The sequence below is a fragment of the Pseudomonas sp. 8209 genome (assembly GCF_028682105.1).
GTDB lineage: Bacteria > Pseudomonadota > Gammaproteobacteria > Pseudomonadales > Pseudomonadaceae > Aquipseudomonas > Aquipseudomonas palmensis.
On the sequence record NZ_JANIAH010000003.1, the window covers coordinates 190021 to 208726 of the forward strand.

An 18706-nucleotide genomic window follows, 5' to 3' on the forward strand; every position below is an offset into this window, starting at 1 on the left:
TGATGGATCGTCGCTGTGAATTGCACAGCCCGATCACTCATGGAAGGTGTTAGATGCCACTGCATATCCTGCAAGACCTGCCCACGCCCGAACCCGACAATGCCCTCGCCGCCATGGTGGCCGAGCAGTTCGCCAGCCGCCCGACCCTGCGCAGCGCCAGCGTCACGCTGCTGGAGCGTTTGCTGCGCGAGTACTTCCCCGGGCTGTCCGCCGATGTGGAGGCGCTGCGTTTGTACGTGCCCGACAGCAGCGCGCAGTTCTATCAGGTACGCCCGCTGGTGGACGCTGCACTGGACAACCTGTGCACCTGGGAGCCGTTGCAGATGCATGCGGGGGGCTTGTCCGGTTTTCTGGGCCAGGCCGATGCGGTGAAACTCAAGCTGCAGGGCCATGCACTTGATGCGGACGCCCTGCGCGAAATGATCAAGGTGTTTGCCGACGGCATCGTGGCCGAGTTCCAGCGGGCCCTGATGAACTACTGGCAGGCCAGGGGCAGTGAAGGCGTTCCGCGCCTGAGCTGGCTGGCCAGAACCCTGGCCCAGGCCCTGGTGCCACACGCCGGCGGCAAACAGGCCTGGGCCGGGATGCTGGGCCAGGTGCTGCAATGGCCACGCTGGTCGCTGCGTCAGGCCCAGGGCGAGCAGGCCGTACGGGTGTACCTGGTGCAACTGCAGCTCGACGCCAGCCTGACCAGCACGCAGATGCTGCTCAGCGATCTGGTGTTGGTCCGCGGCGAGCAGGTGCTGCGCTGTACGCCCGCAGGTCAGGTCAGCGCCCACGCCTCGCTGAAGGCGTTCGGCGAGGCGTTGACCGACGAACTCGAAGGCGCCTATCGGCTGGTCGGGCTGCAGTGGCAGTTGCTGGAGGTCGAAGGCAATCCGTTCAGGGTCCAGGCCGAGGCGTTGCTCGATCAGCAACTGCGCGACGTGCAGGCGCTGCGCCTGGGCGGGCAGTCGGTGACCGAGCTCGAGGGGTTGTTTGCCACGGTGTCCGATGTGGCTGCGCGCCTGGCCGGCAACCGGGCATTCGTGCCGACGCCTGCCGACACCCAGGTGCTTGGCCAGCTGCCGGCATGGCTCAAGCAGGCTTCGGGGGCCGATTACCTGGACTACCGCATGCAATGGCTGAGCATGGCGCTGGCGCACCAGCGCAATGCCGGCAAGGCCTATGACCACGGTATCCCGACCCTGCGCGACTATGCCGCCAAGGCGCTGGGCGAGCGCATGGCGGCAGATCAACCGGGCGGGCCGACCTACGACCCCTACAAGCTGGTGCTGACCTTCCAGGTGCCCTATGGCCAGGGTGGCTTCGGCTTCGTCGAGACGGTCAGGCTGCTGCTGGTGGATGCCGCGCTGGAAAACCTGTCCGGCCTGCCCAAGGGCCCGATGAGCATTGCCCATGCCGATGGCGACGAGATCGCCGCATGGCTGAGCGCCGAGTATGTGATGACACTCATCACCGCCGTGGATGTCGGGGCCAACTACCTGGCAGTGATCGAACAGGCCATGCGCACCGATGCACGCCAGGCCGACGAGCGTCGGCAGCTGTTCGCCGACACGCTGCGCGCACAACTGCCATTGCTGGCGCTGGAATACCGGATCAGGGGCGAGCAGGGCTTCACCCGCCAGGGCCTGCGCTGCGTGGACTACGCCATGAGCACCGACCAGACCGACCGGGTCGAGGTGCGCCCGCTGACCTTCCTCAGTGGCGAAGGGGCCAGCCCCGACGTGGTCGACAACATGTTCGTGTTCGCCCTGCCCGGCAGGCCCGAGCGGGTGCTGTACCGGCCGCTGTTCGAGCCCCTGCTGCGCGAATTTGCCAGCGAGGCTGCATTGTTCAAGGCCCTCGAGGAGCCCGAGCTGCAAGCCAGCGTGCTGAACTGGATGGGACGGGACGCCCGGCGCATCTATGCCAATGGCGGCTTTGCCAACCCTCACCTGGGGATCACGGTGGATGAACCGGTGGCTGTGCCGGGGGCGAACGTGCCGCGTCTTGGCGGCGCTGCGCTGACCGGTGACCTGCTGGCGCATTTCTACACCAGTACGGTGGATGCGCTGATCACCCTGGGTGACCGGCAATCGGTATCCAACGCCGAAGATCGCTGGCTGCGCTTCAAGGAGGCGGGCTGGCTGCTGTTCAATATCGCGCTGCCCTACCTGCGTGGGCCGACAGCTGTCGCCGGATGGCTGGTGCAACTGGTCAGCAGCCTGGACAGCGACTTCAAGGCGCTGCGCGAGGGGGATGACACCACGCGCGCCCAGGCCGTGGTCGACCTGCTGTTCAACCTGAGCACGGTGTTCATGCACGGGGCCGGGGAGGTCGGCATGGCGCGCGCGACGCCGATCAAGGTGCAGCCCTCGATGCTGCAGCAAACGTTGCCGGTGCGCGGCGAGCTGCCAGTGACCGGCGTGCTGGTACCGGTGCAGCAGCCCCTGGTTCCGCAACTGCGCAGTGCCGGTGCGTTGCCGACAGCCATGGACTTCTCCTGGAGCGGCATGCGCAACGAAGCGACGCCCGAGCTGCGTGCGTTCCTGCGCCCGATGCAGGTCACGCCCGGCCAGGAGCCGACCGGCCTGATCAAGACGGGGGAGCGCCGCGGCCTGGCGCTGATCGACGGGCACGCGCATGTAAAACTCGATGACCGCTGGTACCGCGTGCTGGAGGTCGAGGGGCGCTTCTGCATCGTCGACCCCCTCGACAGCAGCCGCCGTGGCCCGTGGCTGCGGCGTAGCAGCGAAGGCAGCTGGCAACTGGACCTGCGCCTGGGGCTGCGCGGGGGCGGGCCGAAAAAGCGCATGAGCCTGCAGGAGAAGAAGGCGCAGAACAGGCTGCAGCTTCAGCAGCTCAACACCACGCTGGAGTCGGCGCAGCAGGATTGCCTCAGGCGCATTGTGGCCATGACCCCCAAGGTCAACGAGCTCAACGCCTTGCTCGACCCGATGTTCAAGGCCCAGCGCGAGTACCAGCTCGATCGCACGGCGACCCGGCTGGTAGCGATGAAGCAGGCACGCACGCGTGCGCAAGTGGCCGAGCAGGCACTCAAGGTCGAGCAGGACGCCTTCATCGAGGTGGCCAAGGACCTGCTGCGCACCACCCTCGAAGCCCGCGAAACCCTGAAACTGGCGGATTTCTACGGCCATATCACTGCGGCCGACTACAGCAAGGCGCTGAACCTGAACTTCAGGATGAACTTCCAGGCGCGCCTGCAGTTGCAGGCCCAGTACCACAGCAAGCAGTTCAAGATCTCGTTGCACGATGCCTGGATCGAGAATGCGTTCCAGGTCACCCTGGGTGATACCGCACAGCCGTTTTCCGCGTTGCTGGAGGCCAACACGCAGAACGAGACGTTCCACCTGCTGGCCCTGGAGCAGGCCGAGGCCTGCAGCGCCCTGGTCGAGGAGGTTCGCCGCGAGCCGGCGGTCAAGGCCACGGCCGACGAGATCATCCGCTATGGCGAGGCCAAGCGTGAAGAGCTCAAGGTGTTCAGCGCCCAGCGCATCCGCACGGCCTACCTGGAAATCCTCGGCTACATGAGCCTGGACACGCGTATCGCGGACGCCACCCAGCGCCCGTTCTACAAGGACTTGCTGCTGGACCCGGACATCGTCGCCGGGGTGCTTTCGCATGAGCAGCTGGGCATCGATGCCCAGGAGTTCACGCCCCAGGAGCGCATCCAGGTGCTGCGCGAGGCCTCGCACTGCTACTCGCGGGCCAAGGCGGTTGCCCAGTATGTGGGCGACCTGTTCGCGCCGGTGCCCGGCAAGGACTATCTGGCGGCGTTCGTGCAGACCCTCGACGAGCTCGATGCCAGCGCCAGGGCAGAACTGGACAGCCTGGTCACGGTGCCGGCCACCAGCACGACGCCCCGGCCGACGCGCAAGCGCAAGGTGATCGTCACGCGTACCCGCCGGGTGGTGGTGGGGCGGGTACGGGCGCCATCGCCCGGCGAGCCGGTGCCGATCGTGGATATCGAGGATGCCAACCACCGCATCGTGGCGTCCTACCGCGAGCACGGCGGCGATGACTGGAACCCGATCAAGACCGTACTGCCCGCCACGCCGGTCGGCCTCAAGCCGCGCAAGGCCCTGCGCAGCGAGGCGCGCCAGGTGCTCGATCAGGTCGCCCCGCTCAAGGCCAAGCAGCAGGGGTTGTCCGGCAGCGGGCATCAACCGGGGGATATCGTGTTCCCGCTGACCATCCTGGCCGATCGGCTGATCCGCGTGGCGGATGACTTCGAGCGCCACAGCGGCCTGCCCGATACCGAGCAGGCCACCGTTGCCCAGCTGCGCCAGGAGGCCCAGGGGCTCAGGGACGCAGCCGATGCCCTGCGCCTGAGCATGTGCAAGGCGCAGAAGCCCACCGCGCGCAACCTGCTGTATCTGTGGGAGCGCAAGCAACTGCACATCGAATTCAAGGCGCCGCGCAAGGCCCTGGCGGCCGGCGACTTCATCGACGAGTACGAAGTGCGTGTGGCGGGCGGCGACAAATGGTACGTGCACCTGCACTATCCTGCCCTGGACACGCCCACGGCAGCGTTCAGCAAGGGCCACATCAAACTGGAGGCGCAACGCACCAAAGGCTATGCCGACCTGCTCGAAGAGGCGAAAACCACCGGCAAGATGGGCGTGATCTGGCGCGCCGACCTCACCCCGGCCTTCATCAAGGGCTGGTTTCCGCTACGCCCCCTGGCGTAGGCGCCTTACTGGCCGCCGGCGCTGGCGCGATAGCGCCCGCCGGCACCGTGGGCCGCCATCGCCTGGTTGCTGCGCAGGGCAATCATCTGGTGGATCTCGACCCACTCGATGCCCTGCGCCTTCAGGCGAGGCAGCTCGCGTTCGAGCACCTCCAGGGTTTGCGGGTAGGGGTGGCCGATCAGCACGGCCGAGCCCTGCCGGCGCGCCAGCTCCACGGCGATGCGCAGTTGTCCGGCAATCGCCTCGGGGGTGCGCACGTCATCCAGGAACACATCCCGCGACAGGCTTGCCAGCCCCTGTTCCTGTGCCTTGGCCGCAGCGACCGTGGCGGCGCTGGTGCGGCTGTCGACAAAGAACAGATGGCGGCGCTGCAACTCGGCCATCAGCCAGGCCATGGGCAGCGGCTGTGCAGTCATGCGGCTGCCCATGTGGTTGTTGATGCCGCTGGCATAGGGCACCTTGGCCAGGGCTGCGCCCAGGCGTTGTTCCAGCTCCGGCAGCGGGGTATCCGGGTGCCAGGCGTAGGGGCCGGTGGCCGGGTCCATGGGCATGTGCAGGATCACCGTCTTGCCGGCCTTGTGCGCCTGGCGGGCGAACGCGGTGGCGTGCGGGGTATCGGGCATGATCGCGAGGGTGACCGGGCCGGGCAGGGCCAGGGTACGCGCATCTCGCGCAGGGCTCTGCCCCAGGTCGTCGATGATCAGCGTGAGGTAGGCCTTGGCCGGTGCCGCGTGTGCGGTACCGGCCAGGCAGAGCAGGGCGAACAGCAGATAGCGCATCACTTGCCGCTGGTGATGCTCAGGCCCTTGAGCAGGTTCAGCGCCTGGCTGAGCTGGAAGTCGTCGTCCTGCGGACGGTCCTTCTTGCTCGCGGCCTTGCCCGAAGGCCGGTCGGCGCCGCCGTTGCCGTTGCCCAGGTGACCTTGCAGGTCGGCTTCCTTGAAGTTGTCGTTGTCCTGCTCGCTGGTGATCTTGGCGCGGCGCACCTCGATGTCCGGCACGATGCCCTGGGCCTGGATCGAGCGGCCGTTGGGGGTGTAGTACAGCGCGGTGGTAATCTTCAGGGCGCGGTCGTTGTTCAGCGGCAGCACGGTCTGCACCGAGCCCTTGCCGAAACTGTCGGTGCCCATCAGCACGCCGCGCTTCTGGTCCTGCAGGGCGCCGGCGACAATCTCGGAGGCCGAGGCGCTGCCGCCGTTGATCAGCACCACCAGCGGCACGCCTTCGCTGGCATCGGCCGGGTCGGCCGAGAAGCGCAGTTCGGAGTTGGCGATGCGGCCCTTGGTGTACACGATCAGGCCCTTGGTCAGGAAGTGGTCGGCCACTTCGACGGCGGCCTGCAGCACGCCACCGGGGTTGTTGCGCAGGTCCAGCACCAGGCCGCGCAGTTTCTTGCCGTTGTCCTTGCGCAGCTTGGCCAGGGCCTTGCCTACCTCTTCGCCGGTCTTGACCTGGAACTGGGTGATGCGGATATAGCCGTAGCCGTCCTCGAGCAGCTGCGACTTGACGCTCTTGACCTGGATGACCGCGCGGGCCAGGGTCACGTCGAACGGCGTGCCGCCGTCGCGCACCAGGGTCAGGGTGATCTTCTGGCCGATCTTGCCGCGCATCTTGTCGACCGCCTCGGTCATGGTCTGGCCGCGGGTCGGCTGGCCGTCGATCTTGACGATCAGGTCGCCCGCCTCGATGCCGGCACGCGAGGCCGGGGTGTCGTCGATGGGCGATACCACCTTGACGAAGCCGTCCTCCATGCCCACTTCGATGCCCAGGCCGCCGAACTCGCCGCTGGTGCTCTCCTGCAGCTCCTGGAAGTCTTCCGGGCCCAGGTAGGCGGAGTGCGGGTCGAGGTTGCTGAGCATGCCCTTGATGGCGTTTTCGAGCAGGGTCTTGTCGTCCACCGGCTCGACATAGGCGGCCTTGATGCGGTCCATCACCTCGGCGAAGGTGCGCAGCTCTTCCAGCGGCAGCGGCGCCTGGGCAGTGACCGTGGTCGGTGCCACCGTGGCTGGCTTGGCAGGCTCGGCCGCGTGGGCCAGTGGCGCGCCGATGACCAGGGCAATGGTCAGGGCCAGCGAGGTAAGGCGAGGCGTATGCAGCATGTCGAACGAACTCCTGATCCTGGTTTTGCCCCCGGGGGAGCGTCGCTGGCACCGGTTGGCGGGGCTAGCGTGAAATGAACGATGTGCCCCTATCCCTGGGCACGGCACCATTGTGTCGGGTCGCTCGGGCGGCCTTGCTGGCGAATCGCGAAGTACAGGGCGGCGGTGTCCTGGCCGCCGCTGTTGCCGACGGTGGAGATCGCCTCGCCCGACTTGACCACGTCGCCGGCATTCTTGAGCAGGCTCTGGTTGTGCCCGTACAGGCTCAGGTAGCCGTTGCCATGGTCGAGAATGACCAGAAGTCCGGCGCCGCGCAACCAGTCGGCGAACACCACGCGCCCGCCATGCACCGCATGTACCTGGCTGCCGGCGGAGGCGCTGATCATCACCCCGTCCCACTTGGCTCGCGAGTCGTCGCCGCGGGTTTCACCAAAACGTGCCAGCAATCGACCATTGACCGGCCATGGAAGTTTGCCCCGTGCTGCAGAAAAAGCGCCGCCGAAGGTGGCGCCGTCGCTGGAAACCAGCGGCCCGGGCACTGCCCTGGGCTTTTTCGGGGTGGCGTCCTGGTTGGCGGCCAGGGCTTCGCGCTGGCGCTGCTTCTCGGCTTCCTGGGCGGCCAGCAGGGCGCGCTGACGCGCCTCTTCGGCTTCGCGCGCCTGGCGTGCCAGGGTCTGCTCGATGGTCTTGAGCACCTGGGCGAGGTCGGCCTGGTCCTGTTCGCGGGCGGCCAGCTTCTGGTCGCGTGCCTTGACGTCGCTGTTGAGCTTGGCCAGCACCTGCTGGCGCTCGGCGCGGACCTTTTCCAGGTCCTGGCGCTGGGTTTCGAGGGTGCCTTGCTGGGCCAGCAACTGGGCCTGCTGCAGGGCGATGTCCTTTTCCACATTGGCCAGCTGGCGCAGGGTCTCGTTGAAGCTGCGCAGCTGCTCCAGGCGGGCCTGGCTCAGGTAGTCGTAATAGGTGAGGGTGCGCGCGAACTTCTCGGGGTTCTGCTGGTTGAGCAGCAGCTTGAGGTATTCCTCACGACCGTTCTGGTAGGCCGAACGGGCCTGGATGGCGATCAGGCGTTGCTGTTCAACGCGGGCGCTCTGGAGTTTTTTTTTCTCTTTGTCGAGGCGCTCCAGCTCGCCTTCAGTCTTTTTTAGTTCCTGCTGCAGGGCCTCCACCTGCTTTTGCAGCTTGCCGATTTCGGTTTCGGTGCCGCGCAGGTCTTTCTGCACGCCGGACTTTTCCTGCTGCAACTGGCCAAGCAGCTTTTTCAGCTCGGCAATGTCCTGGCGCGTGGCGTCCAGTTGCTGCTGGGTTTGCGCGCGCTCGTCGGCGAATGCCGGGCCGAACAGGCAGGTCAGGGCTATGAGGATAAGTGCGCGAAGCATGGAGTAGGCGGAACCCAGGATGGAGACTGGCCTAGTATGCCCGCCATGGCGATCAAAAAAAACGACCTTCAAGCGGGATGCGATTCAGCTGCCTGTTTCAAGCTGCACGCCGCAAGAGGCGCAGCGCACGTGGCGCTGGCTCCTGCAGCTTGAACCGTGCAGCGTGGGGCGTGCAGTTCAGACGTCTACGAGAATCGAAGTACCGGTCATTTCGGCCGGTTTTTCCAGGCCCAGCAGCTTGAGCATGGTCGGCGCCACGTCCGCCAGCACGCCGCCTTCACGCACCTTGAGGTTGCGCTTGCCGACATAGATGAACGGCACCGGCTCGGTGGTGTGGGCGGTGTGGGCCTGGCCGGTGCACGCGTCTTCCATCTGCTCGACGTTGCCGTGGTCGGCGGTGATCAGCGCTTCGCCACCCACCTTGTCGAGGGCCTCGACGATGCGGCCCACGCACAGGTCCAGGGCCTCCACGGCCTTGACCGCAGCGTCGAACACGCCGCTGTGGCCGACCATGTCGCCGTTGGCGTAGTTGACCACGATCACGTCATAGCGCTGCTGTTCGATGGCCTCGACGATGCGGTCGGTGACCTCCGGCGCGCTCATTTCCGGCTGTAGGTCGTAGGTGGCGACCTTCGGTGACGGGATCAGGATGCGCTCTTCGCCTTCGAACGGTTCTTCGCGCCCGCCGGAGAAGAAGAAGGTGACGTGGGCGTACTTTTCGGTTTCGGCGATGCGCAGCTGGGTCTTGCCCTTCTTGGCCAGGTACTCGCCCAGTACGTTGTTCAGGCTGCCTGGGGCGAACGCCGCCGGGGCGGCGATCTTGGCCGAGTACTGGGTCAGGCCGATATAGGCGGCCAGCTTGGGCAGGCGTGCGCGCGGGAACTCGTTGAAGTCCGGCTCGACGAATACCCGCGACAGCTCGCGGGCGCGGTCGGCGCGAAAGTTCATGAAGATCACCGCGTCGCCGTCCTCGACCCTGACGGCCTCGCCCACGCGGGTGGCCTTGACGAACTCGTCGCTCTCGCCGCGTGCATAGGCGGCTTCAAGGCCGGCGGTGGCGGTGCTGGCGCTGAATTCGGCGGTGCTGTCGACGATCAGGTTGTAGGCGGCGCTGACGCGGTCCCAGCGGTTGTCGCGGTCCATCGCGAAGTAACGGCCGATGAGGCTGGCGATGCGGCCCTTGCCCAGGCGGGCGAAGGTGGCGTCGAGCAGTTCGATGGAAGACTGTGCGCTCTTGGGCGGGGTGTCGCGGCCGTCGAGGAAGGCGTGCAGGTAGATCTTCTCGGCGCCACGTTGCGCGGCCAGTTCGGCCATGGCCACCAGGTGGTCCTGGTGGCTGTGCACGCCACCGTCGGACAGCAGGCCGAGGATGTGCACGGCCTTGCCGGCACCGGCAGCCTTGTCCACGGCGTCGCACAGCACCGGGTTCTGGAAGAACTCGCCATCCTTGATGGCCTTGGTCACGCGGGTGAAATCCTGGTACACCACGCGCCCGGCACCCAGGTTCATGTGGCCGACTTCGGAGTTGCCCATCTGCCCGTCGGGCAGGCCCACGTCCATGCCCGAGCCCGAGATCAGGCCGTGCGGCTGGGTGGCGCGCAGGCGGTCGTAAACCGGCGTGGTGGCCGAATAGATGGCGTTGTATTCGTGGCTTTCGCTGTGACCGAAACCATCCAGGATGATCAGGACCAAGGGTTTTGGCGTGCTAGTCATCTATCCCACTCGCGCTTTTGTCAGGTGATAAAGACACGCATTTTAGGGCAAATTGGTCAGCAGTGACGAATTAACCTTGCGCGCCCGCCATTGCCGCCCGACGGGTAGCAGCCCGGCAATGAGAATTACTGTCGACAACCAGTGCCGGTGGGCTTTGGCCGGCCTTGGGTGCTGTGTATACTGCCCATCATTTTTAACGGCCCGGAACCCTCTGATGGTTGCTCACCTGATCGAATTCGCGACATCTCACTATCTGCTGGTTGGTATCTTCGTCGTTCTGCTGGTCCTGCTGATCGTCACCGAAGCGCGCAAGGGCGGCCGCAGCCTGAGCAACGGCGAACTGACCGCGCTGGTCAACGCCGACAAGGGCCTGGTCATCGATATCCGTGCCAGCAAGGAGTTCTCCGCCGGGCACATCGTCGGCGCGCTGAACATCCCGCAGGACAAGTTCGCCGCGCGTATCGGCGAGCTGGAAAAGCACAAGGCGACCAAGACCCTGATCGTGGTCGACAACCTGGGCCAGCATGCCGGCGCCGTGTGCCGCGACCTGCTCAAGGCCGGCTTCAACGCCGCCAAGCTGTCGGGCGGCGTGTCGAGCTGGAAGGCCGACAACCTGCCGCTGGTGAAGTGACATGAGCAACGTCATCGTCTACTCCAGCGACTACTGCCCTTACTGCTCGCGTGCCAAGCAGCTGCTGTCCAGCAAAGGTGTGGCCTTCGAAGAGATCAAGGTCGATGGCAAGCCCCAGCTGCGCGCAGAGATGAGCCAGAAGGCCGGCCGCACCTCGGTGCCGCAGATCTGGATCGGCAGCACCCACGTCGGCGGTTGCGACGACCTGTTTGCCCTTGAGCGCGCCGGCAAGCTCGACGCGCTGCTCAAGGCCTGAATTCCCTACAAGACCCTGCAAAGAAGGATCTGTCATGACTGAAGAACAGAACAACGGCGCTGCGGCAGCCGACGAAAGCTCCCCGCAATTCTCCCTGCAGCGCATCTATGTGCGTGACCTGTCGTTCGAAGCGCCGAAAAGCCCGGCGATCTTCCGCCAGCAGTGGGAACCGAGCGTCGCGCTGGACCTGAACACCAAGCAGAAAGGCCTGGAAGGCGATTTCCACGAGGTCGTGCTGACCCTGTCGGTCACGGTCAAGAACGGTGAAGAGGTTGCCTTCATCGCCGAAGTTCAGCAGGCGGGTATCTTCCTGATCAAGAACCTCGACCCGGCTTCGATGAGCCACACCCTGGGCGCGTTCTGCCCGAACATCCTGTTCCCGTATGCGCGTGAAGCGCTGGACAACCTGGTGACCCGTGGTTCGTTCCCGGCCCTGATGCTGTCGCCGGTGAACTTCGATGCCCTGTACGCGCAAGAGATGCAGCGCATGCAGGAAGCAGGCGAAGCGCCTTCGCTGCAGTAAGCTGACTGCGGTACGTTGAAAGCGCCCTTCGGGGCGCTTTTTTCATGCCTCAGGCAAAACCTTGCTGGCGCCAGGCTTCGTACACCGCCACGGCCACGGTGTTGGACAGGTTCAGGCTGCGGCAGCCTTCGCGCATGGGCAGGCGCAGGCGCTGGTCGCTGCCCAGCGGGTCGAGCACCTCGGGCGGCAGGCCACGGCTTTCAGGGCCGAACAGAAAGGCGTCGCCGGGGGCGAAGGCCACGTCGTGAAACGGCCGCGAGCCCTTGGTGGTGAAGGCGAACAGGCGCGGGTTGCCCAGGCTCTCGAGGCAGCTGGGCAGGTCGCTGTGGCGCTTGAGGGTGGCGTACTCGTGGTAATCCAGGCCCGCACGGCGCAGGCGCTTGTCGTCCAGTTCGAAGCCGATCGGGTCGATCAGGTGCAGCTGGCAGCCGCTGTTGGCGCACAGCCGTATAATGTTGCCGGTATTCGGTGGAATTTCCGGTTGAAAAAGGATGACGTGAAACATGCACGGCTCCGAGCATAAAGATGACGAGCATTCTACCCCCGAACCGGACCCGCGTTCGAAACTGTGGCCGCGGGTGCTGTTCTCCATGGCCCTGTTCGGCATGCTGGTGGGCCTGATGATCGGCCGCCTCACCGCGCCTGAACCACGGGTACTGGAGCGGGTGGAGGTGGTGGCCGATGGCCTGAACCTGTGGTTCAACGAAGAGCCGCAACTGCATGGCGAGGAGGTCGAGGGCACGCTGGCGTTGGTGTTCCAGGCCAGTGGGCGGAGCCAGAAGGGTCAGTTGCAGTTAGCGGGCAAGCCCGTGAGCTGGCGCCTGCAGAACAGCGACCAGGGCCTGTTGCTGAGCCTGGTGGCGGCCCGGCCGCTGCGCGGCGACTGGGCCGGCGAGCCGGTGCAGGGCCGCTGGAGGGTGCAGGTGAAACTGCACGAATAAAAGAGGGGATTCCCCGGCCTGCCTGTACCAAGGTCCCCAAAACTGGGTTGTGCTTAGATATATGCAGGGGGTGTGCCAAGTTGGCCTGGGGCAATGGAACCAGGGGTTTTGCAGGGTTTGATGCGGTTGTGAGGGGTGTTTTTGCCTTCAGGCGGTGCAGCGGGGGCAGGCATGGTGCAGCAATGGGGCAAGCCCTTTGCCGGCAAGGCCGGCTCCTACAGGTACGGCGGCGTTTGTAGGAGCCGGCCTTGCCGGCGAAGAGGCCCCTGAGTCAGGCCTCGTCGTCGCCCTCGTCGTCCCCGCCGTCGACCTTCATGCCCAGTTCCTTGATCTTGCGCGTCAGGGTGTTGCGCCCCCAGCCCAGCAGCACCGCTGCATCGCGCCGCCGCCCGGCGGTGTGCTTGAGCGCCGTCTCGATCATGATCCGCTCGAAACTCGGCACTGCGCTGTCCAGCAGGTTCGACTGGCCACGGCTCAGCGCCTGGTCGGCCCACTGGCGCAGCGCCTGCTCCCAGTTGGTCACCGGCGCCGCGTCCTGCGGCAGGTTCAGCAGCTCCGGCGGCAAGTCGCCGATATGCACCTCGCGCCCCGAGGCCATCACCGTGATCCAGCGGCAGGTGTTCTCCAGCTGGCGCACGTTGCCCGGCCACGGCAGGTTGCGCATGAACTCCTCGGTCTCCGGCTTGAGCAGCTTGGGCTCCACCGACAGCTCCTGCGCCGCACGCCCCAGAAAGTGCCGGGCCAGGGTCGGGATGTCTTCGCGGCGGTCGGCCAGGCGCGGGATGTGGATGCGGATCACGTTCAGGCGGTGGAACAGGTCTTCACGGAACTTGCCGGCCTGCACCAGGGTTTCCAGGTTCTGGTGGGTGGCGGCAATGATGCGCACGTCCACCTTCACCGGCACATGCCCGCCCACCCGGTAGAACTCGCCATCGGCCAGCACGCGCAGCAGGCGGGTCTGGGTGTCGGCCGGCATGTCGCCGATCTCGTCGAGAAACAGCGTGCCGCCGTCGGCCTGCTCGAAACGCCCGCGGCGCAGGTTGGCCGCGCCGGTGAACGCGCCCTTTTCATGGCCGAACAGCTCGGACTCCATCAGGTCCTTGGGGATCGCCGCCATGTTCAGCGCGATGAACGGCGAGGCGGCGCGTGGGCTGTGACGGTGCAGGGCGTGGGCCACCAACTCCTTGCCGGTGCCCGATTCGCCGTTGATCAGCACGGTGATGTTGGAATGGCTGAGCCGGCCGATGGCGCGAAACACCTCCTGCATGGCCGGCGCTTCGCCGATGATTTCCGGGGTGCGGGTCAGCGCCTGGGGCTCGGCCATGCCCTGCTGTTCCTGGGCGTGCTGGTTGGCGCGCTTGACCAGCGACACTGCCTCGTCCACGTCGAATGGCTTGGGCAGGTACTCGAACGCGCCGCCCTGGTACGAGGCCACGGCGCTGTCCAGGTCCGAGTGCGCGGTCATGATGATCACCGGCAGACGCGGATGCTGCTCGCGGATCTGCGCCAGCAGGTCCAGGCCGCTGGCACCGGGCATGCGAATGTCGGAGATGATCACGTCCGGCTGCTGGCGGGCCAGGCGGCTCATGACCCCATCGGCACTGTCGAAGCTCTGGGTGGTCATGCCTTCCTGTTGCAGGGCTTTTTCCAGGACCCAACGGATGGAGCGGTCGTCGTCGACGATCCAGACGGTTTCGCTTCGGCTCATGAAGAAGTGGCTCCTTGTTCCAGCGGCAGGAAGATCGAGAAGGTGGTGTGGCCAGGGTGGCTGTCACATTCGATCAGGCCCTGGTGCTGGCTGATGATGTTCTGGGTGATGGCCAGGCCCAGCCCGGTACCGTCCGGGCGACCGCTGACCATGGGATAGAAGAGGGTGTCCTGCAGTTCCGCGGGTATGCCCGGGCCGTTGTCGATGATTTCGATGCGCGCCACCAGGCGGTGGCGGGTGTGGCCGATGGTGAACTGGCGCATGGCGCGGCTGCGCAGGGTGATGCGGCCCAGGCGCAGCTCGTTCTGCCCGCTGATGGCCTGCATGGCGTTGCGCACGATGTTGAGTACGGCCTGGATCATCTGCTCGCGGTCCACCAGCACGTCGGGCAGGCTCGGGTCGTAGTCGCGCACCAGGGTGATGCCGCCCTGGCTTTCGGCCTCCACCAGGCTGCACACGCGCTCGAGCACTTCGTGGATGTTGGTCATGGCCAGCGACGGCAGTTTGTTGGAGCCGAGCATGCGGTCGACCAGGTTACGCAGGCGGTCGGCCTCTTCGATGATGACGTTGGTGTAGTCCTTGAGGCCGTTGTCGGGCAGTTCGCGGGCCAGCAGCTGCGCGGCGCCACGGATGCCGCCCAGCGGGTTCTTGATTTCGTGGGCCATGCCGCGCACCAGCATCTTGGTGGTTTCCTGCTTGGACAGCTGCGCCTCTTCCTTGGTGATGCGCAGCAGGCGGTCGCGCGGGTGCACTTCGAGCAGCAGCAGGGTGCGGCCGTGGTTGAGGATCGGGGTGACGGCGTAGTCGACGGTCAGGGTCTGGCCGGTGAGCGCGGTGAGCATGGCTTCGCGCTTGGTGAACGGGTGCGCGTGCTCCACGGCCTGGCGCAGTGAGTTGAGCGCTTCGGTCGATTCGGTGAACAGCTCGCTGATGAACTGCCCGTGGCTGCGCTGGCCGCTGATGGCCAGGAGCATTTCCGCTGCCGGGTTCATGTACTCCAGGCGCAATTCGGCATTGAGCAGAATGGTGGCAGTGGTCAGGTTGTCCAGTAGCAGTCGGTGCAGTGCATCGCTGATGGTCATGGGGCGTCGTTGACCTCTTTTGGCACAGTACCGCCCTGATCGGGGCCAGGGTGGCGCGCGCTGGTAATCGGCTGATGCCAGGAAAATGCAAGAACCAAACCAAGGCTCCGAAAAGAAGCGCAATTCCCTGAAACCGGGCCTTGGCTGCGCAAAAAATGACTGGGTTAACAGGTTGCAGGCTGTTTTTGAACCAAAATGGGCTGTTGGTGCAGGGGTAGCGCTGCCTTGTGCACCATTGTAGAGCACTGCTGACTTCATCGCGGGTCAAGCCCGCTCCCACTGGTTTGTGGCAGCGGGCCTGACCCGAGATGAAGTCAGCGCAAAAAAAAGGCCTCCCGAATGGGAGGCCTCTCTCGTTACGCCGCGTGAGCGAGCGTCACTGGCTTAGCAGCTGTAGTACAGCTCGTATTCCAGTGGGTGTACGAAGGTGCGCACCTTGATTTCTTCTTCGCTTTTCAGGGCGATGTAGGCATCGATGAAATCGTCGGAGAACACGCCGCCCTTGGTCAGGAACGCACGGCCCTTGTCCAGCTCTTCCAGGGCTTCCTTCAGGCTGCCACAGACCTGCGGGATCTCTTTGGCCTCTTCAGGCGGCAGGTCGTACAGGTTCTTGTCGGCGGCATCGCCTGGGTGGATCTTGTTCTGGATGCCGTCCAGGCCGGCCATCAGCAGCGCAGCGAAGGCCAGGTACGGGTTGGCCGCCGGGTCCGGGAAGCGCGCTTCGATACGGCGGGCCTTGGGGCTCGACACGTAAGGAATGCGGATCGAGGCAGAACGGTTGCGTGCCGAGTAGGCCAGCATGACCGGGGCTTCGAAGCCCGGGACCAGACGCTTGTAGGAGTTGGTCGACGGGTTGGTGAAGCCGTTCAGGGCCTTGCCGTGCTTGATGATGCCGCCGATGAAGTACAGGGCGGTATCGGACAGGCCGGCATAGCCTTCGCCGGCGAAGGTGTTCTTGCCGTCTTTCCAGATCGACATGTGCACGTGCATGCCCGAGCCGTTGTCGCCGTACAGCGGTTTTGGCATGAAGGTAGCGGTGCGGCCATAGGCGTCGGCAACGTTGTGCACGACGTATTTCAGGGTCTGAACTTCGTCAGCTTTTTTCACCAGGGTGTTGAACTTGACGCCGATTTCGTTCTGACCGGCAGTCGCCACTTCGTGGTGGTGCACTTCGACGACCTGGCCCATTTCTTCCAGTGCGTTGCACATGGCAGTACGGATCTCGTGGTCGTGGTCGAACGGCGGAACCGGGAAGTAGCCGCCCTTGACGCCTGGACGGTGGCCCTTGTTGCCACCTTCCACGTCCTGGTCGGACATCCACGAGCCCTGCTCGGAGTAGATCTTGAACATCGAGCCCGAAATGTCGGACTTGAACTTCACTTCGTCGAAGATGAAGAACTCAGGCTCAGGGCCTGCGAAGACGGTGTCGCCGATGCCGGTGGAGCGCAGGAACTCTTCGGCCTGCTTGGCGATGGCGCGCGGGTCGCGGTCGTAGCCTTGCATGGTCGACGGTTCGATGATGTCGCAGACCAGGATCAGGGTCGGCTCTTCGGTGAACGGGTCGAGCACGGCGGTGGAGTCGTCCGGCATCAGGATCATGTCGGAGGCTTCGATGCCTTTCCAGCCAGCGATGGAGGAACCGTCGAACATCTTGCCGGCTTCGAAGAAGTCGTCTTCCAGCGCGTCACGGGCTGGCATGGTGACGTGGTGCTGGGTGCCCTTGGTGTCAGTGAAGCGCAGATCAATCCATTTAACGTCATGATCTTTGATGAGTTGAACCGACTTCGACATGGTGTCCTCCGGGTGGGGTAGAGCGTGCCTGTGCAGCCCTTGTAATTTGGGTGATGCCGGGCGCGAATAGTCGGCCAAGGCAACCTGCCTCACAAGGGAGCAAATTGCATGCCAGTGCCCCGAGTTGGGTTTTTCGCCCCATTCTCACGCGTTTACGGGTGCCAACGGCGCTTCAGGGGTTTTTCCTGCACTCTTAGGAGGCGTTTTTTCGTTTGAGTGACCCAAAATGGTGCGCGTGAAACCTTCTGTACAAAAGTTGCTCAAAGCTTGAGCGAATTCCGCTATAATCCGCGCCCCTTCTTTTTCGGCTGGCCACGCGCGCGCTGTTTTCATGAAACTAATCGTCAAAGTCTTTCCAGAGATCACCATCAAGAGCCGCCCGGTTCGAAAGCGCTTCATCCGTCAACTGGGCCGCAACATCCGCACCGTGCTCAAGGACCTGGATCCTGCGCTCGCGGTCGATGGTGTCTGGGACAATCTGGAGGTGGTCACCCGCCTGGACGACGAGAAAGTGCTGCGCGAAATGACCGAGCGCCTGAGCTGCATGCCGGGCATCGCGCATTTCCTCCAGGTCGATGAGTACCCGCTGGGCGACTTCGACGATATCGTCGCCAAGTGCAAGACGCATTTCGGCCACCTGCTGGCCGGCAAGCACTTTGCCGTGCGCTGCAAGCGCGGCGGCCACCATGATTTCAGCTCGATGGACGTCGACCGCTATGTCGGCAGCCAGCTGCGCCAGCAGTGCGGCGCCGCCGGCATCGACCTGCGCAACCCCGAAGTGGAAGTGCGCATCGAGATCCGCGACAAGCGCCTGTACGTGATCCACAACCAGCACAAGGGCATCGGCGGCTACCCGCTGGGCGCGCTGGAGCAGACCCTGGTGCTGATGTCCGGCGGCTTCGACTCCACCGTGGCGGCCTACCAGATGATGCGCCGCGGCCTGATGACCCACTTCTGCTTCTTCAACCTGGGCGGCCGTGCCCACGAGCTGGGCGTGATGGAAGTCGCGCACTACCTGTGGAAGAAGTACGGCAGCAGCCAGCGCGTGCTGTTCGTCAGCGTGCCGTTCGAAGAGGTGGTGGGCGAGATCCTCGGCAAGGTCGACAACAGCTACATGGGCGTGACCCTCAAGCGCATGATGCTGCGCGCCGCCACCAACATCGCCGACCGCCTGCAGATCGACGCGCTGGTCACCGGCGAGGCGATTTCCCAGGTGTCCAGCCAGACATTGCCCAACCTGGCGGTGATCGACTCGGCCACCGAGAAGCTGGTGCTGCGCCCGCTGCTGGCCAGCCACAAGCAGGACATCATCGACCAGGCCAATGAAATCGGCACCGCCGAGTTCGCCAAGCACATGCCCGAGTACTGCGGCGTGATCTCGGTGAACCCGACCACCTGTGCCAAGCGTCACCGCGTCGACCATGAAGAGAAGCAGTTCGACATGGCCGTGCTCGAGCGCGCCCTGGAACGCGCCCGCCTGGTGTCCATCGACCACGTGATCGATGAACTGGGCCAGGATATCCAGATCGAAGAAGTCAGCCAGGCACTGGCCGGGCAGGTGGTGATCGACATTCGTCACCCCGACGCCCAGGAAGACCAGCCTCTGGAACTGGACGGCATCGAGGTCAAGGCCTTGCCGTTCTACGCCCTCAACAGTCGCTTCAAGGAGCTGGACCCCACGCGCCAGTACTTGCTGTATTGCGACAAGGGAGTGATGAGTCGCCTGCATGCCCACCATCTACTGAGTGAGGGGCATGCCAATGTGCGCGTTTATCGTCCGACATAAGATGCCGGGGTTGTATGGCGGCAGTATCCGCCATCGCCCTCCCGACCGACGAGCCCGTTGAGCGCCGTTCATTCACATTCGCCGCCTAGACTGGGCGGCAACCCGAA

The 18706-nt window shown here is 64.9% G+C and carries 14 protein-coding genes; 6 read left to right on the forward strand and 8 right to left on the reverse strand.

Going from position 1 to position 18706, the window contains the following annotated elements; genetic code table 11:
- Positions 1 to 53: 53 nt before the first annotated feature.
- Positions 54 to 4694, forward strand: a complete 4641-nt coding sequence (locus tag NP552_RS07680) for a hypothetical protein (RefSeq protein ID WP_274096612.1) — start codon at positions 54 to 56, stop codon at positions 4692 to 4694.
- 5 nt (positions 4695 to 4699) lie between these two features.
- Here NP552_RS07680 and NP552_RS07685 read toward each other — a convergent pair whose 3' ends face one another.
- From NP552_RS07685 to gpmI, 4 genes are all read right to left on the reverse strand, one after another.
- Entirely contained in the window at positions 4700 to 5473 is a 774-nt protein-coding gene (locus NP552_RS07685) for a divergent polysaccharide deacetylase family protein (RefSeq protein ID WP_236177264.1), read from the reverse strand.
- A complete protein-coding gene (locus tag NP552_RS07690; protein WP_043862202.1) occupies positions 5473 to 6792 on the reverse strand; it encodes a S41 family peptidase in 1320 nt (439 codons plus the stop codon). Before NP552_RS07690 ends, NP552_RS07685 begins: the two co-directional genes overlap by 1 nt.
- Positions 6793 to 6881: 89 nt before the next feature.
- Positions 6882 to 8168: a murein hydrolase activator EnvC family protein gene (locus NP552_RS07695; RefSeq protein WP_043862201.1), complete on the reverse strand. Its 1287-nt coding sequence runs from the start codon at positions 8166 to 8168 to the stop codon at positions 6882 to 6884.
- Between the two features lie 177 nt (positions 8169 to 8345).
- The gene (gene gpmI / locus NP552_RS07700; protein WP_043862200.1) at positions 8346 to 9881 is read right to left on the reverse strand and encodes a 2,3-bisphosphoglycerate-independent phosphoglycerate mutase; all 1536 of its coding nucleotides are present in this window, start codon (positions 9879 to 9881) and stop codon (positions 8346 to 8348) included.
- Between the two features lie 214 nt (positions 9882 to 10095).
- Here gpmI and NP552_RS07705 point away from each other — a divergent pair, with 214 nt between their 5' ends.
- Genes NP552_RS07705 through secB form a run of 3 tightly spaced genes read left to right on the forward strand, consistent with a single transcriptional unit; the run spans position 10096 to position 11291 of the window.
- Complete coding sequence (locus NP552_RS07705) at positions 10096 to 10512, forward strand: rhodanese-like domain-containing protein (RefSeq protein ID WP_043862199.1); 417 nt, start codon at positions 10096 to 10098, stop codon at positions 10510 to 10512.
- A gap of 1 nt (position 10513) precedes the next feature.
- Positions 10514 to 10768 (forward strand): glutaredoxin 3, encoded by a 255-nt coding sequence (gene grxC / locus NP552_RS07710; RefSeq protein WP_043862198.1) that lies wholly within the window; start codon positions 10514 to 10516, stop codon positions 10766 to 10768.
- A 34-nt stretch (positions 10769 to 10802) separates the two neighbouring features.
- Complete coding sequence (gene secB / locus NP552_RS07715) at positions 10803 to 11291, forward strand: protein-export chaperone SecB (RefSeq protein ID WP_043862197.1); 489 nt, start codon at positions 10803 to 10805, stop codon at positions 11289 to 11291.
- Between the two features lie 49 nt (positions 11292 to 11340).
- On the opposite strand, the gene NP552_RS07720 is transcribed toward secB, so the two are convergent.
- On the reverse strand, positions 11341 to 11796 hold the full coding sequence (locus NP552_RS07720) for a tRNA (cytidine(34)-2'-O)-methyltransferase (protein WP_043862196.1): 456 nt from the start codon (positions 11794 to 11796) through the stop codon (positions 11341 to 11343).
- Between NP552_RS07720 and NP552_RS07725 the strand changes: the two genes are divergently transcribed.
- Positions 11795 to 12232, forward strand: coding sequence for a hypothetical protein (locus NP552_RS07725; protein WP_058541653.1), 438 nt, complete (start codon positions 11795 to 11797; stop codon positions 12230 to 12232). The genes NP552_RS07720 and NP552_RS07725 overlap by 2 nt on opposite strands.
- 271 nt (positions 12233 to 12503) lie before the next feature.
- On the opposite strand, the gene ntrC is transcribed toward NP552_RS07725, so the two are convergent.
- The 3 genes from ntrC to glnA form a co-directional block, all read right to left on the reverse strand.
- Positions 12504 to 13940, reverse strand: a complete 1437-nt coding sequence (ntrC, locus tag NP552_RS07730; protein WP_043862194.1) for a nitrogen regulation protein NR(I) — start codon at positions 13938 to 13940, stop codon at positions 12504 to 12506.
- Positions 13937 to 15022, reverse strand: coding sequence for a nitrogen regulation protein NR(II) (gene glnL, locus NP552_RS07735; RefSeq protein ID WP_043862193.1), 1086 nt, complete (start codon positions 15020 to 15022; stop codon positions 13937 to 13939). Before glnL ends, ntrC begins: the two co-directional genes overlap by 4 nt.
- 384 nt (positions 15023 to 15406) lie before the next feature.
- Positions 15407 to 16813 (reverse strand): glutamate--ammonia ligase, encoded by a 1407-nt coding sequence (glnA, locus tag NP552_RS07740; protein WP_274096613.1) that lies wholly within the window; start codon positions 16811 to 16813, stop codon positions 15407 to 15409.
- Positions 16814 to 17144: 331 nt separating this feature from the next.
- Between glnA and thiI the strand changes: the two genes are divergently transcribed.
- Positions 17145 to 18599 (forward strand): tRNA uracil 4-sulfurtransferase ThiI, encoded by a 1455-nt coding sequence (thiI, locus tag NP552_RS07745; RefSeq protein WP_043862191.1) that lies wholly within the window; start codon positions 17145 to 17147, stop codon positions 18597 to 18599.
- Positions 18600 to 18706 lie beyond the last annotated feature (107 nt).

Coding starts and splice junctions, on each gene's coding strand:
- NP552_RS07680 (WP_274096612.1), top strand. CDS start 54: ATGCCACTGCATATCCTGCAAGACCTGCCCACGCCCGAACCCGACAAT.
- NP552_RS07685 (WP_236177264.1), bottom strand. CDS start 5,473: ATGCGCTATCTGCTGTTCGCCCTGCTCTGCCTGGCCGGTACCGCACAC.
- NP552_RS07690 (WP_043862202.1), bottom strand. CDS start 6,792: ATGCTGCATACGCCTCGCCTTACCTCGCTGGCCCTGACCATTGCCCTG.
- NP552_RS07695 (WP_043862201.1), bottom strand. CDS start 8,168: ATGCTTCGCGCACTTATCCTCATAGCCCTGACCTGCCTGTTCGGCCCG.
- gpmI (WP_043862200.1), bottom strand. CDS start 9,881: ATGACTAGCACGCCAAAACCCTTGGTCCTGATCATCCTGGATGGTTTC.
- NP552_RS07705 (WP_043862199.1), top strand. CDS start 10,096: ATGGTTGCTCACCTGATCGAATTCGCGACATCTCACTATCTGCTGGTT.
- grxC (WP_043862198.1), top strand. CDS start 10,514: ATGAGCAACGTCATCGTCTACTCCAGCGACTACTGCCCTTACTGCTCG.
- secB (WP_043862197.1), top strand. CDS start 10,803: ATGACTGAAGAACAGAACAACGGCGCTGCGGCAGCCGACGAAAGCTCC.
- NP552_RS07725 (WP_058541653.1), top strand. CDS start 11,795: ATGCACGGCTCCGAGCATAAAGATGACGAGCATTCTACCCCCGAACCG.
- NP552_RS07720 (WP_043862196.1), bottom strand. CDS start 11,796: ATGTTTCACGTCATCCTTTTTCAACCGGAAATTCCACCGAATACCGGC.
- ntrC (WP_043862194.1), bottom strand. CDS start 13,940: ATGAGCCGAAGCGAAACCGTCTGGATCGTCGACGACGACCGCTCCATC.
- glnL (WP_043862193.1), bottom strand. CDS start 15,022: ATGACCATCAGCGATGCACTGCACCGACTGCTACTGGACAACCTGACC.
- glnA (WP_274096613.1), bottom strand. CDS start 16,813: ATGTCGAAGTCGGTTCAACTCATCAAAGATCATGACGTTAAATGGATT.
- thiI (WP_043862191.1), top strand. CDS start 17,145: ATGAAACTAATCGTCAAAGTCTTTCCAGAGATCACCATCAAGAGCCGC.